The organism is Leifsonia sp. HAY1-4F (genome assembly GCF_056755275.1).
The window spans coordinates 1-22,276 of sequence record NZ_JBNDHX010000005.1 but is presented as its reverse complement, the minus strand read 5'-3'; the positions used below and the strand labels follow the sequence as shown (position 1 = coordinate 22,276).

Annotated in this window: 16 protein-coding genes; 10 read left to right on the top strand and 6 right to left on the bottom strand. The window is 70.4% G+C overall.

Annotation, left to right across the window (positions count from 1 at the left end):
• The first annotated feature begins 102 nt into the window (after nt 1-102).
• The 4 genes from ACPYOG_RS01995 to ACPYOG_RS01980 are packed head-to-tail and all read left to right on the top strand — an operon-like array spanning nt 103 to nt 6,278.
• Entirely contained in the window at nt 103-1,104 is a 1,002-nt protein-coding gene (locus ACPYOG_RS01995; RefSeq protein ID WP_481292585.1) for an ROK family protein, read from the top strand.
• Nucleotides 1,097-1,681 (top strand): D-sedoheptulose-7-phosphate isomerase, encoded by a 585-nt coding sequence (locus ACPYOG_RS01990; protein WP_481292584.1) that lies wholly within the window; start codon nt 1,097-1,099, stop codon nt 1,679-1,681. Before ACPYOG_RS01995 ends, ACPYOG_RS01990 begins: the two co-directional genes overlap by 8 nt.
• Nucleotides 1,678-4,404, top strand: a complete 2,727-nt coding sequence (locus tag ACPYOG_RS01985) for an alpha-mannosidase (protein ID WP_481292583.1) — start codon at nt 1,678-1,680, stop codon at nt 4,402-4,404. Before ACPYOG_RS01990 ends, ACPYOG_RS01985 begins: the two co-directional genes overlap by 4 nt.
• Nucleotides 4,401-6,278, top strand: coding sequence for an NACHT domain-containing protein (locus ACPYOG_RS01980; RefSeq protein ID WP_481292582.1), 1,878 nt, complete (start codon nt 4,401-4,403; stop codon nt 6,276-6,278). Before ACPYOG_RS01985 ends, ACPYOG_RS01980 begins: the two co-directional genes overlap by 4 nt.
• A 46-nt stretch (nt 6,279-6,324) precedes the next feature.
• Here ACPYOG_RS01980 and ACPYOG_RS01975 read toward each other — a convergent pair whose 3' ends face one another.
• The 3 genes from ACPYOG_RS01975 to ACPYOG_RS01965 form a co-directional block, all read right to left on the bottom strand.
• Nucleotides 6,325-7,896 (bottom strand): transporter, encoded by a 1,572-nt coding sequence (locus ACPYOG_RS01975; protein WP_481292581.1) that lies wholly within the window; start codon nt 7,894-7,896, stop codon nt 6,325-6,327.
• On the bottom strand, nt 7,878-8,645 hold the full coding sequence (locus ACPYOG_RS01970) for an ABC transporter ATP-binding protein (protein WP_481292580.1): 768 nt from the start codon (nt 8,643-8,645) through the stop codon (nt 7,878-7,880). The genes ACPYOG_RS01975 and ACPYOG_RS01970 overlap by 19 nt, the downstream gene beginning before the upstream one ends.
• Nucleotides 8,646-8,748: 103 nt before the next feature.
• Nucleotides 8,749-11,040: a glycoside hydrolase family 38 N-terminal domain-containing protein gene (locus ACPYOG_RS01965; RefSeq protein ID WP_481292579.1), complete on the bottom strand. Its 2,292-nt coding sequence runs from the start codon at nt 11,038-11,040 to the stop codon at nt 8,749-8,751.
• A 260-nt stretch (nt 11,041-11,300) separates the two neighbouring features.
• Between ACPYOG_RS01965 and ACPYOG_RS01960 the strand changes: the two genes are divergently transcribed.
• The gene (locus ACPYOG_RS01960) at nt 11,301-12,671 is read left to right on the top strand and encodes an ABC transporter substrate-binding protein (RefSeq protein WP_481292578.1); all 1,371 of its coding nucleotides are present in this window, start codon (nt 11,301-11,303) and stop codon (nt 12,669-12,671) included.
• A 504-nt stretch (nt 12,672-13,175) separates the two neighbouring features.
• Here the strand turns inward: ACPYOG_RS01960 and ACPYOG_RS01955 are convergent.
• From ACPYOG_RS01955 to ACPYOG_RS01945, 3 genes are all read right to left on the bottom strand, one after another.
• Complete coding sequence (locus tag ACPYOG_RS01955; RefSeq protein ID WP_481292577.1) at nt 13,176-14,243, bottom strand: MFS transporter; 1,068 nt, start codon at nt 14,241-14,243, stop codon at nt 13,176-13,178.
• Nucleotides 14,244-14,590: 347 nt separating this feature from the next.
• Nucleotides 14,591-15,568 carry a carbohydrate ABC transporter permease gene (locus ACPYOG_RS01950; RefSeq protein WP_481292576.1) on the bottom strand — a complete coding sequence of 326 codons (978 nt, stop codon included), beginning with the start codon at nt 15,566-15,568 and terminating at the stop codon, nt 14,591-14,593.
• Nucleotides 15,568-16,539: a carbohydrate ABC transporter permease gene (locus tag ACPYOG_RS01945; protein ID WP_481292575.1), complete on the bottom strand. Its 972-nt coding sequence runs from the start codon at nt 16,537-16,539 to the stop codon at nt 15,568-15,570. Before ACPYOG_RS01945 ends, ACPYOG_RS01950 begins: the two co-directional genes overlap by 1 nt.
• Nucleotides 16,540-16,900: 361 nt before the next feature.
• Between ACPYOG_RS01945 and ACPYOG_RS01940 the strand changes: the two genes are divergently transcribed.
• The 5 genes from ACPYOG_RS01940 to ACPYOG_RS01920 form a co-directional block, all read left to right on the top strand.
• On the top strand, nt 16,901-17,935 hold the full coding sequence (locus ACPYOG_RS01940) for a LacI family DNA-binding transcriptional regulator (RefSeq protein WP_481292574.1): 1,035 nt from the start codon (nt 16,901-16,903) through the stop codon (nt 17,933-17,935).
• 287 nt (nt 17,936-18,222) lie between these two features.
• Entirely contained in the window at nt 18,223-19,284 is a 1,062-nt protein-coding gene (locus ACPYOG_RS01935; protein WP_481292573.1) for an N-acetylglucosamine kinase, read from the top strand.
• Nucleotides 19,281-20,552 carry a 6-phospho-beta-glucosidase gene (locus tag ACPYOG_RS01930; protein WP_481292572.1) on the top strand — a complete coding sequence of 424 codons (1,272 nt, stop codon included), beginning with the start codon at nt 19,281-19,283 and terminating at the stop codon, nt 20,550-20,552. The genes ACPYOG_RS01935 and ACPYOG_RS01930 overlap by 4 nt, the downstream gene beginning before the upstream one ends.
• Nucleotides 20,549-22,102 (top strand): FAD-dependent oxidoreductase, encoded by a 1,554-nt coding sequence (locus tag ACPYOG_RS01925; protein WP_481292571.1) that lies wholly within the window; start codon nt 20,549-20,551, stop codon nt 22,100-22,102. Before ACPYOG_RS01930 ends, ACPYOG_RS01925 begins: the two co-directional genes overlap by 4 nt.
• A 74-nt stretch (nt 22,103-22,176) precedes the next feature.
• A partial coding sequence (locus ACPYOG_RS01920) for a DUF7882 family protein (protein ID WP_481292650.1) occupies nt 22,177-22,276 on the top strand: 100 nt, incomplete at its 3' end.

The window sequence follows — 22,276 nt, the reverse complement described above, 5'->3', positions numbered from 1 at the left end:
TGCCGTGTTGACCGCTCGGGGGCGTCCGGCCTAGTATCTGTGGGAACGATCCCACACGATCCACCAGCGCAGGCGGGGTCGTACATCCCTTGGAAGGACAAGATGGCAGACGGCCCCCGCGCCGTCCTCTCACTCGACATCGGCGGCACCAAGCTCGCCGTCGGTGTGGTCACGGAGGACGGACGAACCCATGCACTGACGGTCGAGCCCACCCGCCGCGAGGAGGGTCCGGGTGCGATCGTTCCCAGACTGTTCGCGATGGGCCATCGGGCGATCGCGGAGTCCGGCCGGCGCGTCGAGGCCGTCGGCATCTCGTGCGGTGGGCCACTCGACGCGAAGACCGGCGTGCTGACCGGACCGCTGCACCTTCCCGGCTGGATCGATCTGCCGATCGTCGAGCTCGCCGAGCGCGAGTTCGGGGTCCCGGCCGTGCTCGAGAACGACGCGACGGCCGGCGCTCTGGGCGAGTTCCGGTACGGAGCCGCCCGCGACGCGGACACCATGGTGTACCTCACGATCTCCACGGGGATCGGCGGAGGAGCGGTCATCGACGGCCGCCTGCACCGCGGCGCTGCGGGCAACGGCGGCGAGTTCGGCCACGTCCTCGTGCGCACCGGCGGGCGTCCGTGCCTCTGCGGCCGACGCGGGTGCCTCGAGGGGTACGCGTCGGGCACCTCGATCGCCCAGCGCGCCCGGGAGGCCGTCGCCGAGCGCGGTGCGGACTCCACGCTCACGCAGCTGGCCGAGGTGCGCGCGGAAGACGTCGTCGCGGCCGCAGCCCAGGGCGACCCGCTGGCGACCGAGCTCTGGGACGAGACCGTCGACGCGCTCTCCGTCGCCCTGACCGACCTCGTCAACGTGTTCGAGCCCGACCTCGTCGTCCTCGGCGGAGGCGTCACGCGCTCCGGCGACGCCCTCGTCGTCCCCGTGCGGGAGCGCGTCGCGGCTGCCGCCATGGCGCCGGCGGCCGCCGCATCCACCGTCGTCCTCGCGGGCCTCGGCGACGTCGTGTGCGTCGTCGGCGCCGGCGCCGTCGCCTTCGACCGGCTCGACCAGCTCGCCGGTGCCGGCGCAACAGACCGCAAGGGAGACCACCGTGGCTGAGTGGATGCATGAACAGCTGGAGGCGCACATCCAGGTCGCCGAGCAGGGCGAGCAGGTGCTGCCGTCGCTACGCGAGGTCGGGAAGCTGCTCTGCGACGCGTTCGCCGGCGGACACATCCTGTACACGTTCGGCAACGGCGGGAGCGCCGCGGACGCCCAGCACTTCACAGGCGAGATCATCGGGCACTACAAGCGCGACCGGCGGCCGCTCGGCGCCGTCACGCTGAGCACCGACCCCACCACGATGACCTGCATCGCCAACGACTACTCCTACGACGACGTCTTCTCCCGCCAGGTGCAGGGGCTCGCCCGCCCGGGCGACGTGGTCGCGGCCTTCACCACGAGCGGGCGGAGTGCGAACATCGTCTCAGCGCTCGAAGCGGCGAAGTCCGCCGGAGCCACGACGGTGCTGTTCGGTGGAGGCGACGGCGGCCCGGCGCGGGCGTTCGCCGACTACGCGCTGCTGAGTCCATCCACGACCACCCCGCGGATCCAGGAATTCCACACCTTCATGCTCCACGTGCTCTCTGAGATCGTGGATGCGTGGGCCGACGGCGACGAGGAGTACGCACTGTGACAACCCCGGACACCCGCGCCACGAGCTCCGGCAGCTCTCCCGTCGACACTCCGAGAATCGGCGGGGAGACGCCGGACAAGGTCGCGGTGGATGCGGCGCAGCACCCGCGCGAGAGCGTTCTCGGGCAGACGTCGGCGGACGCCGCCGCTCCCGTCGCCAACGCGCCCGCCGGGAGCCAGCCGCGCGACCTGGCGCCGGCGAAGCGGCCCACGGCGACTCCGCAGCGGACGCTCCACATGATCGGCAATGCCCACCTCGACCCGGTCTGGCTCTGGCCGTGGCAGGAGGGCTACCAGGAGGCGCGCGCCACCTTCTGGTCCGCCATCCAGCGGATGGAGGAATACCCGGACTTCGTCTTCACCTGCGACCAGATCGTGCTGCTGAGCTGGGTGGAGGAGTCCGATCCCGAGCTGTTCGAGCAGATCGGGCGCCGTGTCGCCGAGGGCCGCTGGGTCAACGTCGGCGGCTGGTGGGTGGAGCCGGACAACAACATGCCGATGGGCGAGAGCTTCGTGCGGCAGGGGCTGTACGGCCAGCGCTACCTGGAGTCGCGCTTCGGCATCCCTGCGACGGTCGGGATGAACGTCGATCCGTTCGGCCACAACGCGATGCTGCCGCAGATCCTCCGCGGGCAGGGCATGGACTCGTACACGTTCCTGCGCCCGGGCCCGCACGAGTCCGACTTCGGGCTGTCGCTGTTCTGGTGGGAGGCGCCGGACGGCTCCCGGGTGCTCGCCTACCGCATCCCGTTCGAGTACGGCAGCCCGGGCGGTTCCGTCGACGGCCAGACCGAGAAGTCGCTGGCGGCGCTCGACCGCAGCGTCGGCTTCGGTGAGAACGCGGCCGCGATGGTCTTCTACGGAGTGGGCAACCACGGCGGCGGGCCGACGATCGCCAACATCGAGTCCATCCACCGCTACGACCGGATGGGCTCCTTCGGAAGGATGACGATGTCCTCACCACGCACCTACTTCGACGAGGTGCTCGGCCGCGGCGAGGCGTTCCTGGACGCGCTCCCGGTCCACCGCGACGACCTGCAGCACCACGCGCCCGGCTGCTACTCGTCGCACTCCGGGATCAAGGCCTGGCAGCGCCGCGCCCAGTTCGCCGTGCTGAACGCCGAACGCTGGGCGGCCGTCGTCGCCGCGAGCGACGGCGTCGAGTACCCGCGCGACCAGCTGGAGACGGCGTGGAAGCAGGTGCTGTTCAACCAGTTCCACGACATCCTCCCCGGCTCGGCGATCGAGCCCTCGTACGACGACGCGCGCGACCAGCTGGGGGAGGCCGTCGCCATCTCCAAGCGGATCGTCACCCGGGCGCACAACGTCATCGCCCGCCAGGTGCAGGTCGACCGTGAGGACGGGACGCAGCCGGTCATCGTCTTCAACCCGCACCCCTGGCCGGTGTCGGTGGATGTCGACTTCCAGTACGGCGGCCAGCGCGCCGGCGTGCACGTGGTCGACGAGAAGGGCGCCACGGTCGTCTTCCAGAACTCCCAGTCGACGGCGACGACGGATGACGTCTCGCGCGGCGCCGTGGTGTTCCGGGCGGACGTCCCGGCGCTCGGTTACCGCCTGTACCGGTTACGGCCGGGCCCCGGCCCCGGTGCCGCTTCTGGTGCGCTGACGGTCAGCGAGCACACGCTCGAGAACGACCACGCCCGCATCCGCATCGACCAGGGGACCGGCTGGATCTCGTCCTACCTGGACAAGGCGACCGGCGTGGATCTGATGGCCGGCGTCGACGGCGCACAGCACACCCAGGTCAACGACGATCCGACAGACACCTGGGGACATCGCGTCATCTCCTACGCGTGGCCGGGCGCGACGATGGAGTTGAAGCGGATCGTCGTGCGCGAGACCGGGCCGCTGCGATCGCGGGTGCGGATCGAGCGCGGGTGGGGCGCATCCACCCTGGTGGAGGAGCTCATCCTGGACCACGACTCGCTCGTCCTGCGCGTCGATGTGACGCTGGACTGGCGGGAGCAGGCGCACCTGCTGAAGCTGCGCTTCCCCACCGTGCTGGAGGACCCGACGGCGACGTACGAGATCCCGTTCGGGCACCTCGAGCGTCCCGTGGACGGCGCGGAGGAGCCGGCGCAGTCGTGGGTCGACCTCACGGGGACGGTCGCCGGCACGGCCGCGGGCCTGACCGTGGTCACGACGAACAAGCATGCGTACGACGTGTCGCCCGGGTCCGACGAGAGCGGACGGCAGCCGAGCATCGGCGTCACAGCAGTGCGCAGCCCGGTCTACTCGTGGCACGACCCGCGGCTGCTCGACCCAGACGGGATCTACTCGTTCCAGGATCAGGGCATCCAGCGCTTCCGGTACGAGCTCGTGCCCCACGGCGGCGACTGGCGCGCGGCCGATCCGATCCGCCGGGCGCTCGAACTCGGCAATCCGGTGCGGGCCATGCAGGAGTCGTTCCACGACGGCGTGCTGCCTCCCGTGAACTCGTTCGCGAGCGACGGCGGCTCCGCGGTCATGGTCACCGCGCTGAAGGGCACAGAGGATGCGACGGCCGCACCCGGCGGAGCGGACGTGGTCGTGCGCGCCGTGGAGACGCGCGGAGAAGGCGGACGCTCCCGCATCGAGCTGCCCCTCCTCGGACGCACGATCGAGGAGGACTTCGGTCCGTCCCAGCTGCGGACGTTCGTGGTGCCGGCCGACCCGGCCGAGCCGGTGCGCGAGGTCGACCTGATCGAGCGCCCCCTCTCGTGACCGCGCATCCCACGATCCGTGTCACCGTCGTTCCTGGCACCCTCCCCAGCACCGTCCCCGCCCGCGTCGGCGCGTTCGAGGTGCAGGAGGACTGGGAGCAGGCGGAGATCGGATGGACGCTGCGGCTGCGGGTGGCCTATCGCGGCGGCGACGCGGTGGATGCGTCGGTGCTGGTCGAAGCCGTGGTGGCGGACGCGGACGATCCGTGGTGGCTCATCCCGGGCGCGTTCTACGGCGAGAACCGCCCGGCCGAGAACGCGCGCGCGTTCCCGCGCTTCCAGATCGGCGCCGACTCCCCCGAGCAGCATGCGGCTCTCGTCAGCGACGCCTGGGAGTTCCGCGCCGACCGGGCCGCCACGCCGGCCGTGTTCGCCTGGGCGGGTGCGGGACGCGGCGGCCTCGCGCTCGCCGCCGCCGAGACGTCACCCCTCGGGCTCACCGGCCTCGGTCTCGCGCACGACCCGGCCAGCGGCGACGCCACCCTGAGCATCCGCTTCCCCTACCGGGAGTACCCCGTCACGTACTACGGCGACGCTCGTCCCCGGTCGGCCGACGCCGCGACGCACCGCTTCGAGCCCGAGGAGGTCGTCGAGCTCGAACTGCGCGTCTTCGAACTGGAGCCGTCCCGCCACGCCTATGCGCCCATCCTGCGCGCCCTGCGCGCCGAGTCGGAACCGACCGCGCCCCTCGAGCCTTGGGTGGATGTGGCCACCGCAGCAGACCTCACGGCCGACGGGCTGCTGACGTGGCACTACGACCCCGATCCCGGTGTCCTGCTGGAGACCGTCGGCTTCGACCGCGAGGTGAGCGGCCGCGACGGCCTCACCGTCGACCGGCAGGCGATGCATGTCGGCTGGGTCAGCGGCATCCCCTGGGCGTACGCCCTGCTGGCGCATGGTCTGCGCACCGCGCGCGCCCAAGAGGTGGAGGCGGCACGTAGCGTCATCGACTTCATCACCGCATCCCTCTCGCCCTCTGGCACCTTCTGGGGCGTCTGGTACCGCGACCACGGCTGGACGCAGAGCTGGACCGAGCTGAAGCGCGGCCTGCATTCGCGCACGCTCGCCGAGGCGACGTTGTTCCTGGTGCGTGCGCAGGCGCTGACGCCGCACGACCAGTGGGAGCACGCCATCCGATCGAACCTCGACGCGGTGGTGGGACGTCAGCGCGCCGATGGCAACCTCGGCTCGGTGCATCACGCGGAGACGGGTGAGGTCCTGTCGTGGTCGGGCGCGTCCGGGCTCACCTGGATCGCCGCACTCGTGGAGGCCGCCGGCCGCTCCGACCGCTACCTCCCGGCAGCTCTCGCCGCAGGCCGCTACTACGAGCAGTTCGTCGACCGGGAGTTCCTCCACGGCGCCCCGGAAGACGTCGACCTCGCGCCGACCTCCGAAGACGGTTACGCCGCGGTCACGGCCTACGTCGCCCTCCACCGAGCGACCCGCGATCCGCACTGGCTGGACGTCGCCCGGCGCGCCGCCGATTGGATGCTGACCTTCCGCTACAGCTACGACGTCTCGTTCCCCGAGCACACGCTCCTGGGCGCGTACGGCTTCCGTTCGCGCGGCGCCGACAATGCGTCGCCGTCGAACCAGCACCTCCACGCGTACGGACTCGTCTGCACGGCCGAGCTGCGCGAGCTCTCGGCCGCCCTCGGCGACCCCCACTACGCCGAGCGCGCCGACGAGACCCTCGCCTGCTTCCGCCAGTTCATCGCCCGCCAGGACGGCGACTTCAACGCCTACCGCGGAATGGTCAGCGAGCGGTACTACCAGACGGAATGCTTCCAGCCGAAGGGAATGCTGCTGACGCTCTCGCACGCCTGGAGCGTCGGCGTGACCCTGCTCGCCTGCGAGCAGACCCTGGCGGACTGACCGGTCGCGTCGCCGTCTGGACGTGGGCGCGCGCGTCCGGTCGGGCTCAGCCGTCTTTGCGCAGTTGCAGCAGCAGCTCCGGCGCGCGCCCATCCAGTACGCGACCCCCGAGCCGCACTCCCAGAACCAGGAACACCGCGCCCAGCACCACTCCGACCGCAAGTCCGAGCCAGCCCCACGCAGCCTCGCGCGTGACGAGGGAGACGACCAGCAGCACGATCTCGGGCAAGCACAGCAGCGCGATGACGCCCCAGGCCGCGAAGGTCGGGCCGAGCAGCGAGATGTTCGCACCCGGTCGTGACCGGAACGGGTTGTCGCCCGGCTCGGGCACCGGGAACACGAACCGCGCAGAGGTCACCGAGCACACGGCGACGCCGCTCAGCAGGATCCCGAAGGAGAGCCCGAGCAGTCCCGGCGCCGGAAGCCAGTCGTCCCTGACGGCCGCGGCTCCGACGCCGATGAGCACGACCGCCGGAACGGCGAAGATCAGCAGGGCCGACGCGCGTCCCCAGCGATCGGCCCGGCCCGGAACGGCCTTCGAGACGTGGAGGGCGAACGCCGTCGAGTCGAACGAGACGTCGGCGATCATCCCGATCCCGAGCGCGAAGGCGACGACCGGCCCCGCCGCGAACAGGTATCCGGTCGAATGGTTGAGGCTGGAGTAGAACCACATGATCGCGGGCAGCAGCGGCACGACGAGCAGCTGACGGAGGTAGCGCGGGTCACGGAACCAGTAGGTCAGGCAGCGGGCGGCGATCGCTCCGGCCGGCCTGCCCGGCAGCACGCCGAACAGCCCGGACTTTCCGGGAGCCCGGACCCGGGACGAGGCCCGCGCGGGTGTGACGAGCGAGCGGGCGAGGCCCCAGCGCCACACCCTCCACAGCAGCGCGAAGGTCGCGAGCGCGATCAGCAGCCGCAGTGCAGCGCCGGTGAGATCGCCGACGGCGACGGCACCGGGAACGGCCCACGCCGCGCCGAGCGGTGACCAGCCGAGGCCGGCCGCCACCCCGGGGAGCGCATCCGCCGAGGACCGCAGACCCCGCGTGATGCCGATGACGATCGGCCCGGCGAGGATGAGCGGGATGAGGATGAGCAGCCCGCTCGCCTCCCGGAAGCGCCGGCCCGACGCGAGACCGCTCGCAACGGAGGTTACGGCGCGCGATACGACGATGCAGGTCGCGGCGCCGAGCACGCCCGTCACCACGGCGATCAGCGCGACACCGGGAGACCGCAGCCACGGGAGGGCCGTTCCGATCCCGGCGATGGTGGTGGCGGCGCCGGCGACGCCGACAACTCCGCTCAGCAGCATCCCGAGCATGAGCGGACGCAGCGGGATCGGGTACACGGCGAGGTGTGCGGCGTCCAGCGTCTGTTCGACGCCCGACAGCAGCAGCGGGAACACGGCCCAGCCGAGCACGGCGGCCGACCCGCCGAGCACGACGACGGTGGTGGCGACCTGGGCCGGCGCGAGGGAGAGCGCCAGCAGCCCGCCGAGCACGACGAGCAGCCCGATCAATCCGTACAGCGCGCCGATGATGACGGCCACCAGCTGGCTGGTGCTGCGCCGGAACGAGTTGCGGAGGACGAGGAGCCGCAGCCTTACGAGTGTCGCAACCACTCCGGCCCCTCCCCGACCCGGCGGCCGCCGACGAGCTCCACGAAGCGGTCCTCGAGCGTCGATCCGGCGCGCACCTCATCCACCGAACCGGCGACGAGGACGCGGCCGGCCGAGATGACGGCGACGTGATCGCACATCCGCTCGACCAGGTCCATCACGTGCGACGAGACCACGACCGTCCCGCCGCCGTCGACGTACGAGCGGAGGATGTCGCGGATGTTCGCCGCCGACACCGGGTCGACCGACTCGAACGGCTCGTCGAGCACCAGGACGCGCGGCGCGTGCACCATCGCGGTGGCCAGCGCGATCTTCTTGGTCATACCGGCCGAGTAGTCGACGACCAGCGTGCCGCCGGCGGACTCGAGGTCGAGCAGCTGAAGCAGGTCGTGAGTGCGCTGCTGCGCCGTCGGCCGGTCCATCCCGCTCAGCAGCCCCGCGTACTCGACGAGCTGCTGGCCCGTGAGCCGCCCGAACAGGCGGACGCCCTCCGAGAGCACGCCGACCATCGCCTTGGCGACGAGCGGCTGCCGCCACATGTCGACACCGTGGATGTGGACCTCGCCGGCGTCGGGCCGCAGCAACCCGGTGGCCATGCTGAGCGTCGTCGTCTTTCCGGCGCCGTTCGGGCCGACCAGACCGTAGAAGCTGCCGGACGGCACATCCAGGTCTATGCCGTTCACGGCATACTTCTCGCCGAACCGTTTGTGCAGCCCCCGGATCCTGATCGCCAGGCCGTCGTCCCCCGTCATGCGCGCCCTCCCCGTTCGTCCGCTGTGGTCGAACCCCGTCGGCCAGCCTAGCGACGCCCGGTGAACCGTGGGGAACTCCGGTGAACCGTGGGGAAGTCCGCGATCATCGGCCTGGGTGACCCGCTGGACCCGCGTACGCCCGCGCCTGCAGCGGGAGTGCCAGCGCCGCGCCGTACTCGGCGGTCGCCTCGCGCAGTCCGGTCGCCGGCGCCGGCCGGAACCGGTAGTGCAGCGTCCCGGTGAACTCCTGCCGCGCCTGGAAGTTCGTGAAGTGCAGGTTGTTCATCACCCAGCTGTTGAGGTGGCCGGCGGGCGCCTCCAGGCTCCGCGCCCACTCGCCCGTGTGGAACCCGCCCAGCTGGACGAGTGGAGCATCCACCGTGCCCCAGAGGATCGCCGTGGAGCCGTCCGCACTCCGTACGCCGATCGCATGCTGGATCGAATACCAGTCCTTGGAGGTGTCGGGCAGCTGTTCCCGGTCGGCCGCGAACACGGCCCCAGCGGTCTCGAGGAGGAACTCCGGCTCGGCCACGGCGAACGGGAAGGCGACGAAGACGCTCTCCGGCCCGAACCGCTCCGGTTTGGCGATGCGGACCGCCAGGTCGATGTCGTCCAGGTCCCGGAACAGGGTCAGCGTGTGCGTCGCCGTCAGCTCACCCGGCAGGACGCTCGACCAGTGGATGCGCGCGTAGGCATCGGTCTGGACGACGCGCGGCGCCTCACTCGAACCGGAGTGCCGCCGCTCGAAGTCCGGGCCGGGGAAGTCGGGGTTGAAGTTCTTCGGGTTGCCGAAGATCGCGTAAGCGCGGCCGGCGGCGGTGACCGCCTCCGTGACGACGGCTCCGAGTCCGTGCGGCGCCCGCGCATCCACGAGCTCCCGTCCGGTGGATCGGTCGAGCAGGGAGACCACTCCGCCGCGTGCGGGATCGACGGTCGCCCGGAACCGTCCGGCCTCCACCGTCGTGCCCGGCCGCGGGCTGAGTTCGGGCGACGGGACGGGTAGGACCGCGACGGATGACGGCGCGAGGTCGGCGACGAGGGTGACGCGCCTGCGCTTGCCGGCCTCGGGCCCCTCGACCTCGGCCTCGACGGCCTCGCGCCGCGGGTGATCACTGAGGTTGGCGACCAGCACGCCCTCGGCCTGCGCCGGCGCCTCGCCGGAGGCCGCGACCCGGTAGAGGGCCTCGACGTTCAGGTCCCGCGCCCAGTCCCACGCGCTGTACGCGAACGCGGCCTTCGCGTTCCCGTGCGAGTGGCTGAAGTTCGAGTGCGGCTTGGAGTACGTCTCCCAGGACCCCCAGGTGTGCTCGCCGAACAGGAGGAGGTCCTCATCCACGCGCTCGAAGGCGGCGGCCAGCTTTGCCTCGTCGCGCAGGCGGACCGGACCGCGGCGGTAGCCCAGGACGGTTGCCAGCGCGGGAGTCCCTTCGCCGCGCTCGGCGGCGAGGCGGAAAGCCGCCCGGGCGGAGCGGGCGAATCGGCGTGCCTCGCGGTAGACCGCCACCTCGCGGGCGGTGGACCCGTGACCGTGCGACCACCAGTCCGCCCACTCCCCGCGCAGCACGGGCAGCTCGGCGGGCGCCTGCGCGGCCAGCGCATCCATCGCCGTGTCGATCGTCGCCGTCTCCATGGGCCGGTCGGGATGCCGCTGGTTCCAGTGGCGCACGACGCGGGTGAACAGCGCCGTCGGCCAGCGGTTGTCGTTGCCGGCATGCACCACTGCCGTGTCGAACGGGTAGTCCTCGCGGGTGTCCAGGCGCTCCACGAACGCGAGGATGCGCTGCTCGGCGAGCTCCGCATCCCCATCGACGATGCCCCACTCCTCTCCGAACCCGTAGTGGGTCGAGAGAAGCGTGAACACACGCCGCCCGGAGGGCGCCTCCCACCAGAACACGCTCGGCTGCTCGCGTGGCGCCCGGCCGTGATCCGGGTTCAGTGCCATGACGAGCCGGTCGATACCGGCATCGAGCATGGCATCGGCGGCACCCCACGCGATGCCGTTCACGTCGCCGTGCTGCTCGGTCCGGACGGGGATGCCGGCGTCCCGGATCGTCTGCAGCGAGCGATAGGCCGCTTCCAACTCGAAGAGGTCGGGCAGTTGCGTCAGGTTGAGGTACCCGCCGGTCACCGAGAGGGTGCCCTCGGCGACGAGGTCGCGCAGCCGATCGGCCTCCGCGGGCGTCGCCGAGCGGAGGAAGTTCAGGACGGGACGAGCGACTTCGAACGTCCAGCGGAAGCGGTCCGGGTCCTCGGCCCCGCCGGTGTCCTCGGCGGCCAGACGGAGGACCTCGCCGACGATCTCGGCGTGCATCCCGTCGATGATCCGGGGGCTGTTGGTGTAACCGACGTCGTGATGAGTGTGTCCGAGCAGCAGCAATCGGCGGATGCGTGACATCGGGTCCTTCCTGGGGAAAAGCTGGCATCGTTGCCATACGACCCTAGGGCTTGAGAAGCACCCCGTTCAAGCGTACAAAACAATCGGGTAACGAATATGGGCCCCAGGGAGCAGGTCCCCTTGTGAAGAGCCGCATCGCTGCATTAGCGTGCGATGTGGGAAGGTTTCCATACTGTCGCTCTGAACCCCGGCAGTAGGGGATCCCCTACCTCTTCGCACGGGCGAGGACGCCCGCTGCGACTCCACTGAAGGGAAATCAGATGAACAAGAGGCACACCGTCCTCGCCGCGCTGGCCATCACCGCGTCGGTGGCGCTCCTCGCCGGATGCAGCTCAAGCGGCGGCACCTCGTCCGGGGGCGGCTTCTCGAAGGATGTCAAGGGCAACCTGAATGCCTGGGGATTCGACAACGCCGACGAGGTCGGCACCTCGCGGCTGGCCTACGCCAAGGACCAGCTCAAGGGCGTCACGATCAAGATCGATCAGACGCCGTTCGACGCGCAGAAGTTCACCACCCGCGTCGCCGGCGGCAACGTCCCGGACGTCGTGCAGATGGACCGGCAGTTCGTCGCGACCTACGCGGCGCAGGGCCTCATCCAGCCGCTCGACCAGTGCTACTCGACGCACAACGTCGACCCCAAGACGACGTACTACGGCTCGGTGATGGATGACATCACCTACGGCGGCAAGACCTACGCGGTGCCGCAGTTCTACCAGCCGCCGGCGATCATCACGAACGAGCGCGTCATGAAGGCGGCCGGTGTCACGGACGCCGACATCGACACCTCGAAGCCGGACACCCTGGTCGCAGCGATCAAGAAGATGTACAAGGCGTCGGGCAGCAACCCGAGCACCCTCGGCTTCGACCCGCAGGCCACCGGCCAGGCGGGCCTGTGGCTGCTCGCCTACGGCGGCGGGGTCATCGGCAGCGACGGCAAGCCGACGCTCGACGACCCGAAGAACGAGAAGGGGCTCGAGGTCCTCAAGCAGATCACGGACGCTCAGGGCGGCTACGCCAAGATGAAGAGCTTCACCGACTCGTTCGACTTCTTCGGAAAGAACAACCAGTACGTGAAGGACCAGGTCGGGGCCGAGGTCGACGCGCAGTGGTACGTCAACGTGCTGACCCCGTTCGTCAGCAGTGTCGACATCGGCGCTGTTCCGTTCAAGGACAGCTCCGGCAACCCGTTCACGGTCGCGTCCGGTACGTCGTTCGTCATCCCGGCCGGCTCGAAGAACAAGGATGCAGCCTGTGCCTGGGCGCTCGACCTCACCAGCCTGCAGGCTTGGGAGGCAGCCGGTGCCGCCCGCGCGAAGACGATCGCGAAGACCCCGGGTGCCATCAACACCGGCCTCTTCACCGGTTCGCCCGCGGCTGACAAGCTGCTCCGGAGCAAGTACGTGAAGCCGTCCGGCAACGCCGGCTTCGACAAGGCGATCTCGACGTACTACGACGTCGTCGGCAACGGCAAGTCGTTCGGAGCGTCGCCGGCCGGTCAGCAGATCCAGACCGAGCTGCAGAACGCGATCACGTCCTACCTGCTCGGCAACAAGTCGGCCAGCCAGGCACTCAAGGACGGGCAGTCCGCGGCCATGAAGGCCTACCAGCAGGCCACGAAGAGCAGCAAGTAACCGCGGCTCCCGCCAGGGGCGGCCTCCTCCGGGAGGCCGCCCCTTCGGCGTCCCGGACGCGCCCCCGCTCGCCCCCGCTGGCCCCCCCGCGAGGAACTTCTCGCCGAGGTGCTCGTTGTTGCAGTCACGCGCGGCGTGTCGGATGCAACGACGAGCACTTCGCGCGCTCTGCGCCTGCTCGTGCGCTCTCGCCCGCGGCGCTCTGCGCCGGCCGCTCGCGGGCTGCGCCCAGGGGTCCAAGTGCTCCGGCCGCGACGTTCCCTTCCGCCGAGGTGCTCGTTGTTGCAGTCACGCGCGGCGTGTCAGATGAAACTACGAGCACTTCGGCGGGTTCTGCCGTCCGCGCGCTCTCGTGCCCGCGTGCTCTACGGCCGCGTATGCCCCCATGCGCCTGCCGCGAGGAACCTCTCGCCGAGGTGCTCGTTGTTGCAGTCACGCGCGGCGTGTCGGATGCAACAACGAGCACTTCGGCGAAGGGAAAGGGGAGGGGACAGGGCCTGCGGGTCAGCGGTCCGGGTCCGGCCCGGGGAGGTCGGGGAGGTCCGGGAGGTCGGAGACGTCGCGGACGCCGCGGAGCGCCCGCCACAGCAGCGCGGGGCACAGGAGCAGGAGAGCACCCGCCAGGATCAGGGTCCAGCGGGCCCCGACGGCGTCGCCGAGCACACCTCCGACGATCGCACCGAGCGGGAACAGGCCCATCACGACGACCTGCATCGTGGCGTTCACGCGTCCGAGCATGCGGTCCGGGCAGACCTGCTGCCGGACACTCACCTGGGTGATCGCGTACACGATCTGCCCGAACTCGCCGGCCGCAATCCCGACGACGATCAGCAGCGTCCACCATCCCGGCTGGGCGAACGCCCCCAGAAGCGCCAGCGGGGCCGTGAAGGCGAGTGACAGCCACACGATGCGCACCGAGCCGACGGCGCGCGACAGCCGCGTGGTGAAGGCGGCGCCGATCATGACCGTGACCGATCCGACGGCGATCACCACGCCGATCAGCGCGGGCGACAGGCCGAGGGTGCGGGACAGGAAGACCATGTTGACCGCAGATGCGATTGCGAACGAGAAGTTGCTCAGCGCGCTCGCGACCGCGGTCGCCCGCAGCACCCGTGAGCGAAAGACGAAACCCAGGCCCTCGGCGATCTCCTCGCGCATCCGCCGTGGCCGGCCGGCGGAGGACGGCGCCGGCGCATCCTCGCGGGCCCGGATTCCGAGCAGGCACAGGGCGGACATCACGAACGTCCCGGCCTGCGCGAGCAGCACGGACGCCGCCCCGATGAGCGTGACGAGCACCCCGCCGAGCGCGGGTCCGGCGACCTGACCGGAGGCGCGCACGAACTCCAGAGACGAGTTCCCGGCGAGCACCCGCTCCCGTCCGATCACCGAGGGCAGGTAGCTGCGATAGCCCACGTCGAAGAAGACGCGGGCGACGCCGGCGAGCAACGACACCGACAGCAGCTGACCCATCGACAGGATGCCGAACGCGGCCGCGAGCGGGATGGTCGCCAGGAGCGCCGCGCGAGCCAGATCGCTCGCGATGAGAAGAGGCCTCCGCCGGATCCGGTCCACCCATGCCCCCGGCAGGGAGGCCGAGGACGGCGAACGCGATGGTGGATGCGGCGCCGAGCATCCCGACCTCAAGCGCGGTCGCATGCAGGGTGACGACGGCGAGCAGGGGCACGGCGACGCCCGATACCTGCGCGCCCAGCTGGCTCGTGGTCTGCCCGGCGAGCAGCAGCCGGAAGTCGCGGGACGCGAACAGGGAGGGAGAAGGAGAAGTGGATGTCACGACGGCCTTTCGAGTGTGGAACAGGTGGTCCTCCCACCCGCCGGCTCGATACGAAATCGTCGCTAGGGGGGTTAAACGTTACCGGGCGCGGTGGACGATGTCCATCCGCGCCCGGTTCCGACCGGACTCAGCCCTTGCGGCCTTGCGACGCGACCCCTTCGATGAAGTACCGCTGCCCGAAGGCGAAGAGCAGCAGCATCGGCAACGTCACGATGAGCGCGGCGACCATGACGTACTGGTAGTCGCCGTGTCCGCCGTTGGTCGGGCTGAACGTCGTCATCGCGTAGGAGATGCCGAGGGGGACCGTGAAGCCGTCGACGCCTCCCGCGTTCAGGTAGATCAGGGCAGCCTGGAGGTTGTTCCAGCTGGCCTGGAACTCGAACAGGAAGATGATGATGAACGACGGGATGCTGAGCGGCATCGCGATCTTCGTGAACAGCTTCCAATAGCTCGCGCCGTCGAGACGGGCCGCCTCGAACAGCTCCCGCGGCAGCCCCAGGAAGAACTGGCGCTGCAGGAAGATGTAGAAGGCCGAGCCGAACAGGTTCATGCCGAACATCGGTATCCACGTGCCGATGAGCCCGAGGTTCTTCCAGATCAGGTACTGCGGCACCATCGTCACGGCGCCGGGCAGCATCATCGTGGCCAGAATCAGTCCGAACAATATCGTCCGCCCGGGGAACTTGAAGTACGCGAACCCGAACGCGACGATCGAGCTGGAGATCGCCACGAGCCCCGCGGCGAGGATCGCGATGACGACACTGTTGCCGATCCAGGACAGCAGGGGCAGCTGATTCCAGACCTCGACGTAGTTCTGCGGCGAGAAGGTGTTCGGCCAGAGGGAGTTGTCGAAGACCTCCTCGCGGGGCTTCAGGCTTGCCGCCAGCAGCCAGACGAACGGGTACATGAACAGCAGGGCCATGCCGATCGCGACGATCCACAGCAGCGTCTTGCCGATGATCGACTTCGGCTTGTACCAGCGGTCACCGACCGGCTTCGGCCGGCTGGGTCCGGTCGGGGTCGTGCCGCCGCCGGGCCGGGTCGCCTCCAACTCGGAGGCCACCAGTGCGGCCGCGGTCGGCGCGGACTGGGTCGCGGACGACATCACTTGTCTCCTTCGTAGTAGACGAGCCGGTTGCTGACCTTCACCTGAACCAGGGTGATCAGCAGGATGATGATGAACAGCAGCCAGGCCATGGCGGCCGCGAAGCCGAAGTTGAACTGGCGGAACGCCTGCTGGAAGAGGTAGACGCCGTAGAACAGCGACGAGTCCGGCGAGGCGTTGGTCTGATCTCGCCAGAACAGCAGGTACGCCTGGTCGAACACCTGCAGGGCGGCGATGGTGAGCACCACCACGTTGAAGAAGATCGCCGGCGAGATCATCGGGATGGTGATGGTGAAGAACTTCCGGATCGCTCCGGCGCCGTCGAGCGATGCCACCTCGTACAGGTCGCGTGGCACGTTCTTGAGGGCCGCGAGGAAGATGACCATGGTGCCGCTGACCCCCCACAGGGTCATCAGGACGATGGACGGCTTCACCCAGTTCGGGTCGATGAGCCACTGGGGGCCCTGGATGCCGAAGATCGCGAGGAACCGGTTGATCGCTCCGGTGTTCCCGTTGAGCAGCAGCAGGAAGATGGATGCGGTCGCCACGGCGGGCGTCATCTTCGGCAGGTAGTAGATGGTGCGGAACACGCCGGCGCCGCGTCCCACCCAGTTGAGGAGGAGCGCGAGGAGCAGCGCGAAGATGATCTCCAGCGGCACGGCCATGACCGCGTAGAACAGCGTGTTGCTGAGCGAGAGCATGACCTTCGGGTCGTTGAACAGCTCGGAGTAGTTGTCGAACCCGGCGGGGCTGGCGCTGTTCGTGGCCAGGTTGTAGTTGCTGAACGAGATGTAGAGGCTGTACAGCATGGCGCCGAGGGTGAACACCAGGAAGCCGATGATCCACGGGCTGATGAAGAGGTAGCCCGCGATCGCCTCGCGCCTGTTGTACTTGCTGGCCCGCTTCTTCTTCGCAGGACCGTTGTCGCCAGTTCGGGTCTTGCTGCGCGACGCATTGGTGAGGAGGGCCATCACCGGCCTCCCTCTGCTCCGCCATCGAGCTCGGTGATCCTCATCGCCACCCTTTCGATCCATGCCCCGCCTTCGTCGGCGCGGTGTGGCATCGTTACCACATAGCTGCGACTATAAGTCCTTCCGGGCGAACGGTGCAACCGCGCGCGGCCTTTCGGCGCGGGGTGCGGTCGTCGGCGCGAGGGCGGAGCGGTCGCGGCTATGGAGGGGCGGTGCCGGCGGGGGAACTGCCTGTTGTGCCCGGAACGGTACACCCGGTTGGCGGCATCGTCACGGGGCTGGCAGCGGGAGAGGGCGGTGACCGTTAGGGTGGATTCGCCGGGCGTCCGGCGCTCCGGCGCCCGTGGGTGGGAAGGGTGCCATGATCGAGAACGACGCGGACGGCGCTCCGCGGCGCGCGACGCTGAAAGATGTCGCGCAGGCGGCCGGGGTGTCGCAGTCCACCACGTCGCGGGCGCTCAGCGGCGAAGGCTACGTAGCGGCCGGAGTGCGGGACCGTGTCCTGGCCGCGGCCGAATCCCTGGGCTACGTGCCGCACGCCATGGCCCGCAGCCTGCGCAAGCAGGACAGCCGAACGATCGGCGTCCTCGTCTCCGACCTGCGCAATGCCTTCTACGCCGACCTCGCCGCGGGGATCGCCTCGCGCTCGCGTCGCGAGGGCTACACGATGATGCTGGTCGACGACCAGGGCTCGACCGACGCCGAGATGGATGCGGCGCGCGCCTTCGTGGCGACCCGGGTGGCCGGAGTGATCGTGACGCCGCTGTCCGGGGATGTCTCGGCCTACCTGATGCGCCAGCACATCCCGGTCATCGAGGCCGACCGGCAGTTCTCGGCCGGCCGCTGCGACGGGGTCATCATCGACAACGCCGGTGTCGCGAAGCGGATGACGGATCACCTCATCGACCTGGGGCACCGCCGCATCGCCCTCTTCATCGACGAGACGACGTGGACGACGGGTGGCGAGCGCGCGGCGGGCTACCGCCGTTCGCTGGAGGGATCGGGCATCCCCGCGGAACCCTCGCTCGTCATCTCCGCCGGCTGGGATGCGGACGGCGCCCGCAAGTCGGCGATCGACATCCTGGCCCGTCGCGACCATCCGACCGCCATCTTCGCCGCCAACAACCTGCTCGCCGAGGGCGTGTGGCGGGCGACGAACGACCTGGGCCTGCGCATTCCCGAGGATGTCAGCGTCGTCTCGTTCGACGACTCCCAGTGGATGAGCATGGTGAGTCCCGGGATCACCGCCGTGGCGCAGGACGCCGTGTCGCTCGGCGAGACCGCGCTGGACCGCCTGCTGGAGCGGCTGCAGGATCCGTTGGCCGAGCCGCAGACGAGGGTGCTCGACGCGGAGGTGCTGCCGCGCGGCTCCACCGCCGCCCCCCGCGCGCTGTAGCGGGACGCCACCCCCGGCGTTCCTGGTCCGTTCGCGGGCTGCGCCCCGCTCGCGCGCTTCGGCCCGCTCGGGCGCTCTGCGCGTGCGCGCGCGCCCTGCGCCTGCGCGCGGGCTGCGCCCGCGGTCCGCATGCCCCGGCAGCGAGGTACCCCCTCGGCGAAGTGCTCGTTGTTGCAGTCGCGCGCGGCGTGTCGGATGCAACGACGAGCACTTCGGCGCGCGCTCGCGGAGAACGGTGGAAACGATCCCACAAATGAGGCAGGATGGGCGCGGCGGAAGGAACCGAGGTGAGATCCACGCACACAGGGACGCAGCCCCCGCTGGCGGTGGCGATCGACGGAGGCAACTCCAAGACGGAGGTCGTCGTGCTCGCAGAGGCGGCCGGCGAGCTGGTGGAGCGGGCCCGTGCCATCGGGGCGGGGAGCGGGGCGGGACCGGAAGCCGTGGTCTTCGCCGTCTCCGCCGTGCTGCGGGAGTCGGGGATCGATCCGGCGACCGTCGGCTCGGCGTCCGCAGCCGTGGCCGGACTGGATTTCCCGGGTGACGAGGCAGGATATCGTGCGGCGCTCTCGGAGCTCTTCCCCCGGGCGGTCGTGGAGGTCGTCGGCGACGCGGTCGCCGTGCTGGAGGCGGGCGCCGGCTTGGATGAGGCACTCGCGATCGTCTGCGGTGCGGGCCTCAATGCGGTGGCCCGGGGTCCGAAGGGACTTGGGACGGTGCCCGCGCTGGGCTGGCTGAGCGGCGACTCGGGTGGCGGCGACGAGCTCGGGCGAGCGGCGGTCCGTGCGGCGGCCCGCGCCGAGGATGGCCGCGGACCGTCGACCCTGCTGCTCGGCCGGGTGCTGGCCGAGACCGTCGCCTCCGATACCGCCGAGCTGGCGAGGGCCATCCGGGACGGCGCACTGTCGATGCGGCAGGTCGGCGCGCTCGCGGCCACGGTCGCCCGGACCGCAGCCGACGGCGACGCCGTGGCGATGGAGCTGCTCGCGGACTCCGCCGGCGAAGCGCTGCTGCTGGCAGACGTGGTCGTCCGCCGCACGTGGGACGGTCCTTCCGTCCCCGAGGGGACCCTCGCGATCCTGGCCGGCGGTCTCTTCGCCGACGCAGGCTTCCGCGATGCCGTGTCGGCCGGTCTCCGCGAGCGTGGCTTCGAGCCGCGGCCGCTCGAGTTCCGCCCGGTCGACGGCCTGCTACGCGCGCTGCGCGAGCGCACGAGCGCTTCGAGAACCGGCGACTCGAGAACCGACCACCCGAGTACCGACCACCCGAGTACCGACCACCCGAGTACCGACCACCCGAGAACCGACCACCCGAGTACCGACCACCGACAAGAAGGGGATTCCCGATGAAGATCACGGTCATCGGCGCCGGCTCCACCTACACGCCCGAGCTCGTCTCGGGCCTGTGGAACGAGCGCGAGCGACTCACGGTGGACGAGCTCTGGCTGATGGACATCGATGGTCCGCGACTCGAGATCGTGGGCGGAATGGTGCGCAGGATGCTGGCGCGGCAGGGCGCGGACGTCCCGGTCACGCTCACCACCGACCGCACGGCGGCGATCGAGGACGCGGACGCGGTCCTCATCCAGCTGCGCGTGGGCGGCCAGCGGGCACGGCTGGGCGACGAGCTGTTCCCGCTCGCGTGCGACTGCGTCGGCCAGGAGACGACCGGCGCCGGCGGGCTGGCCAAGGCTCTGCGCACGGCCCCGGTGGTACTCGACATCGCGCGGGAGGCGCGCGAGCGGGCCGCACCGGGTGCCTGGGTCGTCGACTTCACGAACCCGGTCGGCATCAACACGAGGGCCCTGCTCGACGACGGGCACAAAGCGATCGGTCTGTGCAACTTCGCCATCGGCGTGCAGCGCTGGATCGCCCGCGAGCACGGCGTGGAGCCGGGCCGCGTGGAGGTGAACCCGGTCGGCCTCAACCACCTGTCGTGGGTGCGCCACATCCGTGTCGACGGGGTGGATGTGCTGCCCGGGATGATCGCGGAGCGTTCGGACGAACTGGGCCGGCGCGGCGGCGTCACCGGCGAACTGACCCGGGATCTCGGCGTACTGCCCTCCTATTACCTCAAGTACTACTACAGGCACGATGCGACGGTCCGGGAGCTGAAGGCAGGAACGCCCCGAGCGACCGTGGTGGCGGACGTCGAGCGGGAGCTCCTGCAGCTCTACGCCGACCCGGCGGTGGACACCAAGCCGCCGCAGCTGGAGGCGCGTGGCGGCGCGTACTACAGCGAGGCGGCCACGGCCCTGCTCGCCTCACTCGTGGCGGGCACAGGCGACAACCATGTCGTGAACGTGCGCAACGACGGCCTGATCCGTGGACTCGCGGACGACGACGTGATCGAGACGCTGTGCCGAGTGGATGCGTCGGGCGCCACGCCACTGCCCCAGGATCCGGTCGCGCCGGAGCTGCTCGGGCTGGTCCAGCACGTCAGCGCCTACGAACGGCTTGCGGCACGGGCCGCCGTGACCGGTGACCGCCGGCTGCTGCGGATGGCCCTGCTCGCGCATCCACTCGTCGGTCAGTGGGACCTCGTGACAGCACTCGAGAAGGGGCTGTTCGAGTCCGGGGGCGGACTGCTGCCGCAGTTCGCGGACGCGCGCGCATGACCTGGTCCGTCGAGGTCGTGGTCTACGGCGCCACGTCAGCTGGGGTCGCCGCAGCGGTGGCGGCCGCCGAGGCGGGGGCCGGCACGCTCCTGGTGGAGCCCGGCCACCACCTGGGCGGGATGACCTCCGGTGGACTCGGCTACACCGACGTCGGGGATGTGCGCGCGCTGGGCGGCGCCGCCGCGCGGCTGCGTGCGGACATCGCGGAGCACTACGGCACAGCCCCGGGACACTACGCGGGACCGGAGCCACACGTCGCGGAGGGGATCTTCCGGCGCTGGCTGGAGCAGGCGGGGGTCGACGTCCTCTTCGGCGCACGGCTCACCGGGGTCGAGACCGCCGATGCCGCCAAGGGCCGAGCCCTGCGAGCGCTCACCGTCACGACCGGCGAGCGCATCGAGGCCGCCGTCTTCGTCGACGCGAGCTACGAGGGCGACCTCCTCGCTGCGGCGGGCGTCCCGTACCGGGTGGGACGGGAGGACCGCAGCCTGCATGGCGAGCGGTTCGCGGGCCGGCAGGACCTGCTTCCCGGCATGCACAACATGCCGCCGTGGGTGTCTCCGTTCGCGAACGATCCCACGGGACTGACCGAGGGCCCGATCCTGGCGCAGCTGCACGACGCGCCCCTCGCCGGGCTCGGCGAGGGCGACGGCGGCGTGATGTCCTACGGGTTCCGGGTGTGCCTGACGACCGCGGCGGACCGCATCCCGTTCGAGCGTCCCGACGGTTACGACGAGGAGTACTGGGAACTCGGGCGGCGACTGTTCGCGCGCGACGAGCGCGAAGGAGTCGAGCGCCCGGCCGGCCGCATGATCGGCCTCGAGCCCAACCTGCCCGGCCGCATGGCGGACGGCAACTCCCTGGGACCCGTGTCGTTGAGTGTGCTGGACGGATCGGCTTGGGAGTATCCGGACGCATCGCCCGAGCGCCGCGCCGAGCTCTGGAGTCACCACGTGGATCACACGCGCGGGTTCCTGCACTTCCTGTCCCACGACCGCGCCGTCCCGGCTGCGATCCGCCGGGAGCTGTCGCGCTGGGGACTCCCGCCGGGCGAGTTCGCCGACACCGGTCACCTTCCGCACCAGCTCTACGTGCGCGAGGCGCGGCGCATGGTCGGCGAGCGCATCCTCACCGAGCACGACCTGCTGGCCGGATCCATCCCCGGTGACACCGTCGCCCTGGGCTCGTATCACATCGATATCCGGGAGGTGCAGCGGGTGTGGAGGTGGGTCTACGAGCACCCGCGGCCGATCGGCACGATCTTCACGGAGGGGTACCTGTCTGTGCCGGTGCCCGTGTACGGCATTCCGTACCCGGCTCTCCTGCCGCAGCGGGAGCACGCTGCCAACCTGCTGGTTCCCGTCTGCCTGTCGGCGTCGGCGGTGGCTTTCGCGTCGGTGCGCATGGAGCCGCAGTACCTGATGCTGGGCCAGGCGGCCGGGGCGGCTGCCGCGCTCGCCGCGGCTTCTGGAGGTGCAGTCCAGGACGTGCCGATCGGCGAGCTCACCGCGCGGCTGCGGGAAGGAGGGCAGATCCTGAGCGTCGGATGACCATGAAACGGTTCCTGTGTCAATCCCCATGACGGGAGAAGAATCCGGTGCTTTGGGTAGGGCACTATGTGGACATGGGAAAACTCGTCTACGGAGCGGGACAGGAGTACGACCTCGATGACCGCGTGCTCAGCCACGTCAAGCTCGCCATCGTCGCCAAACTCCGCCGTCACG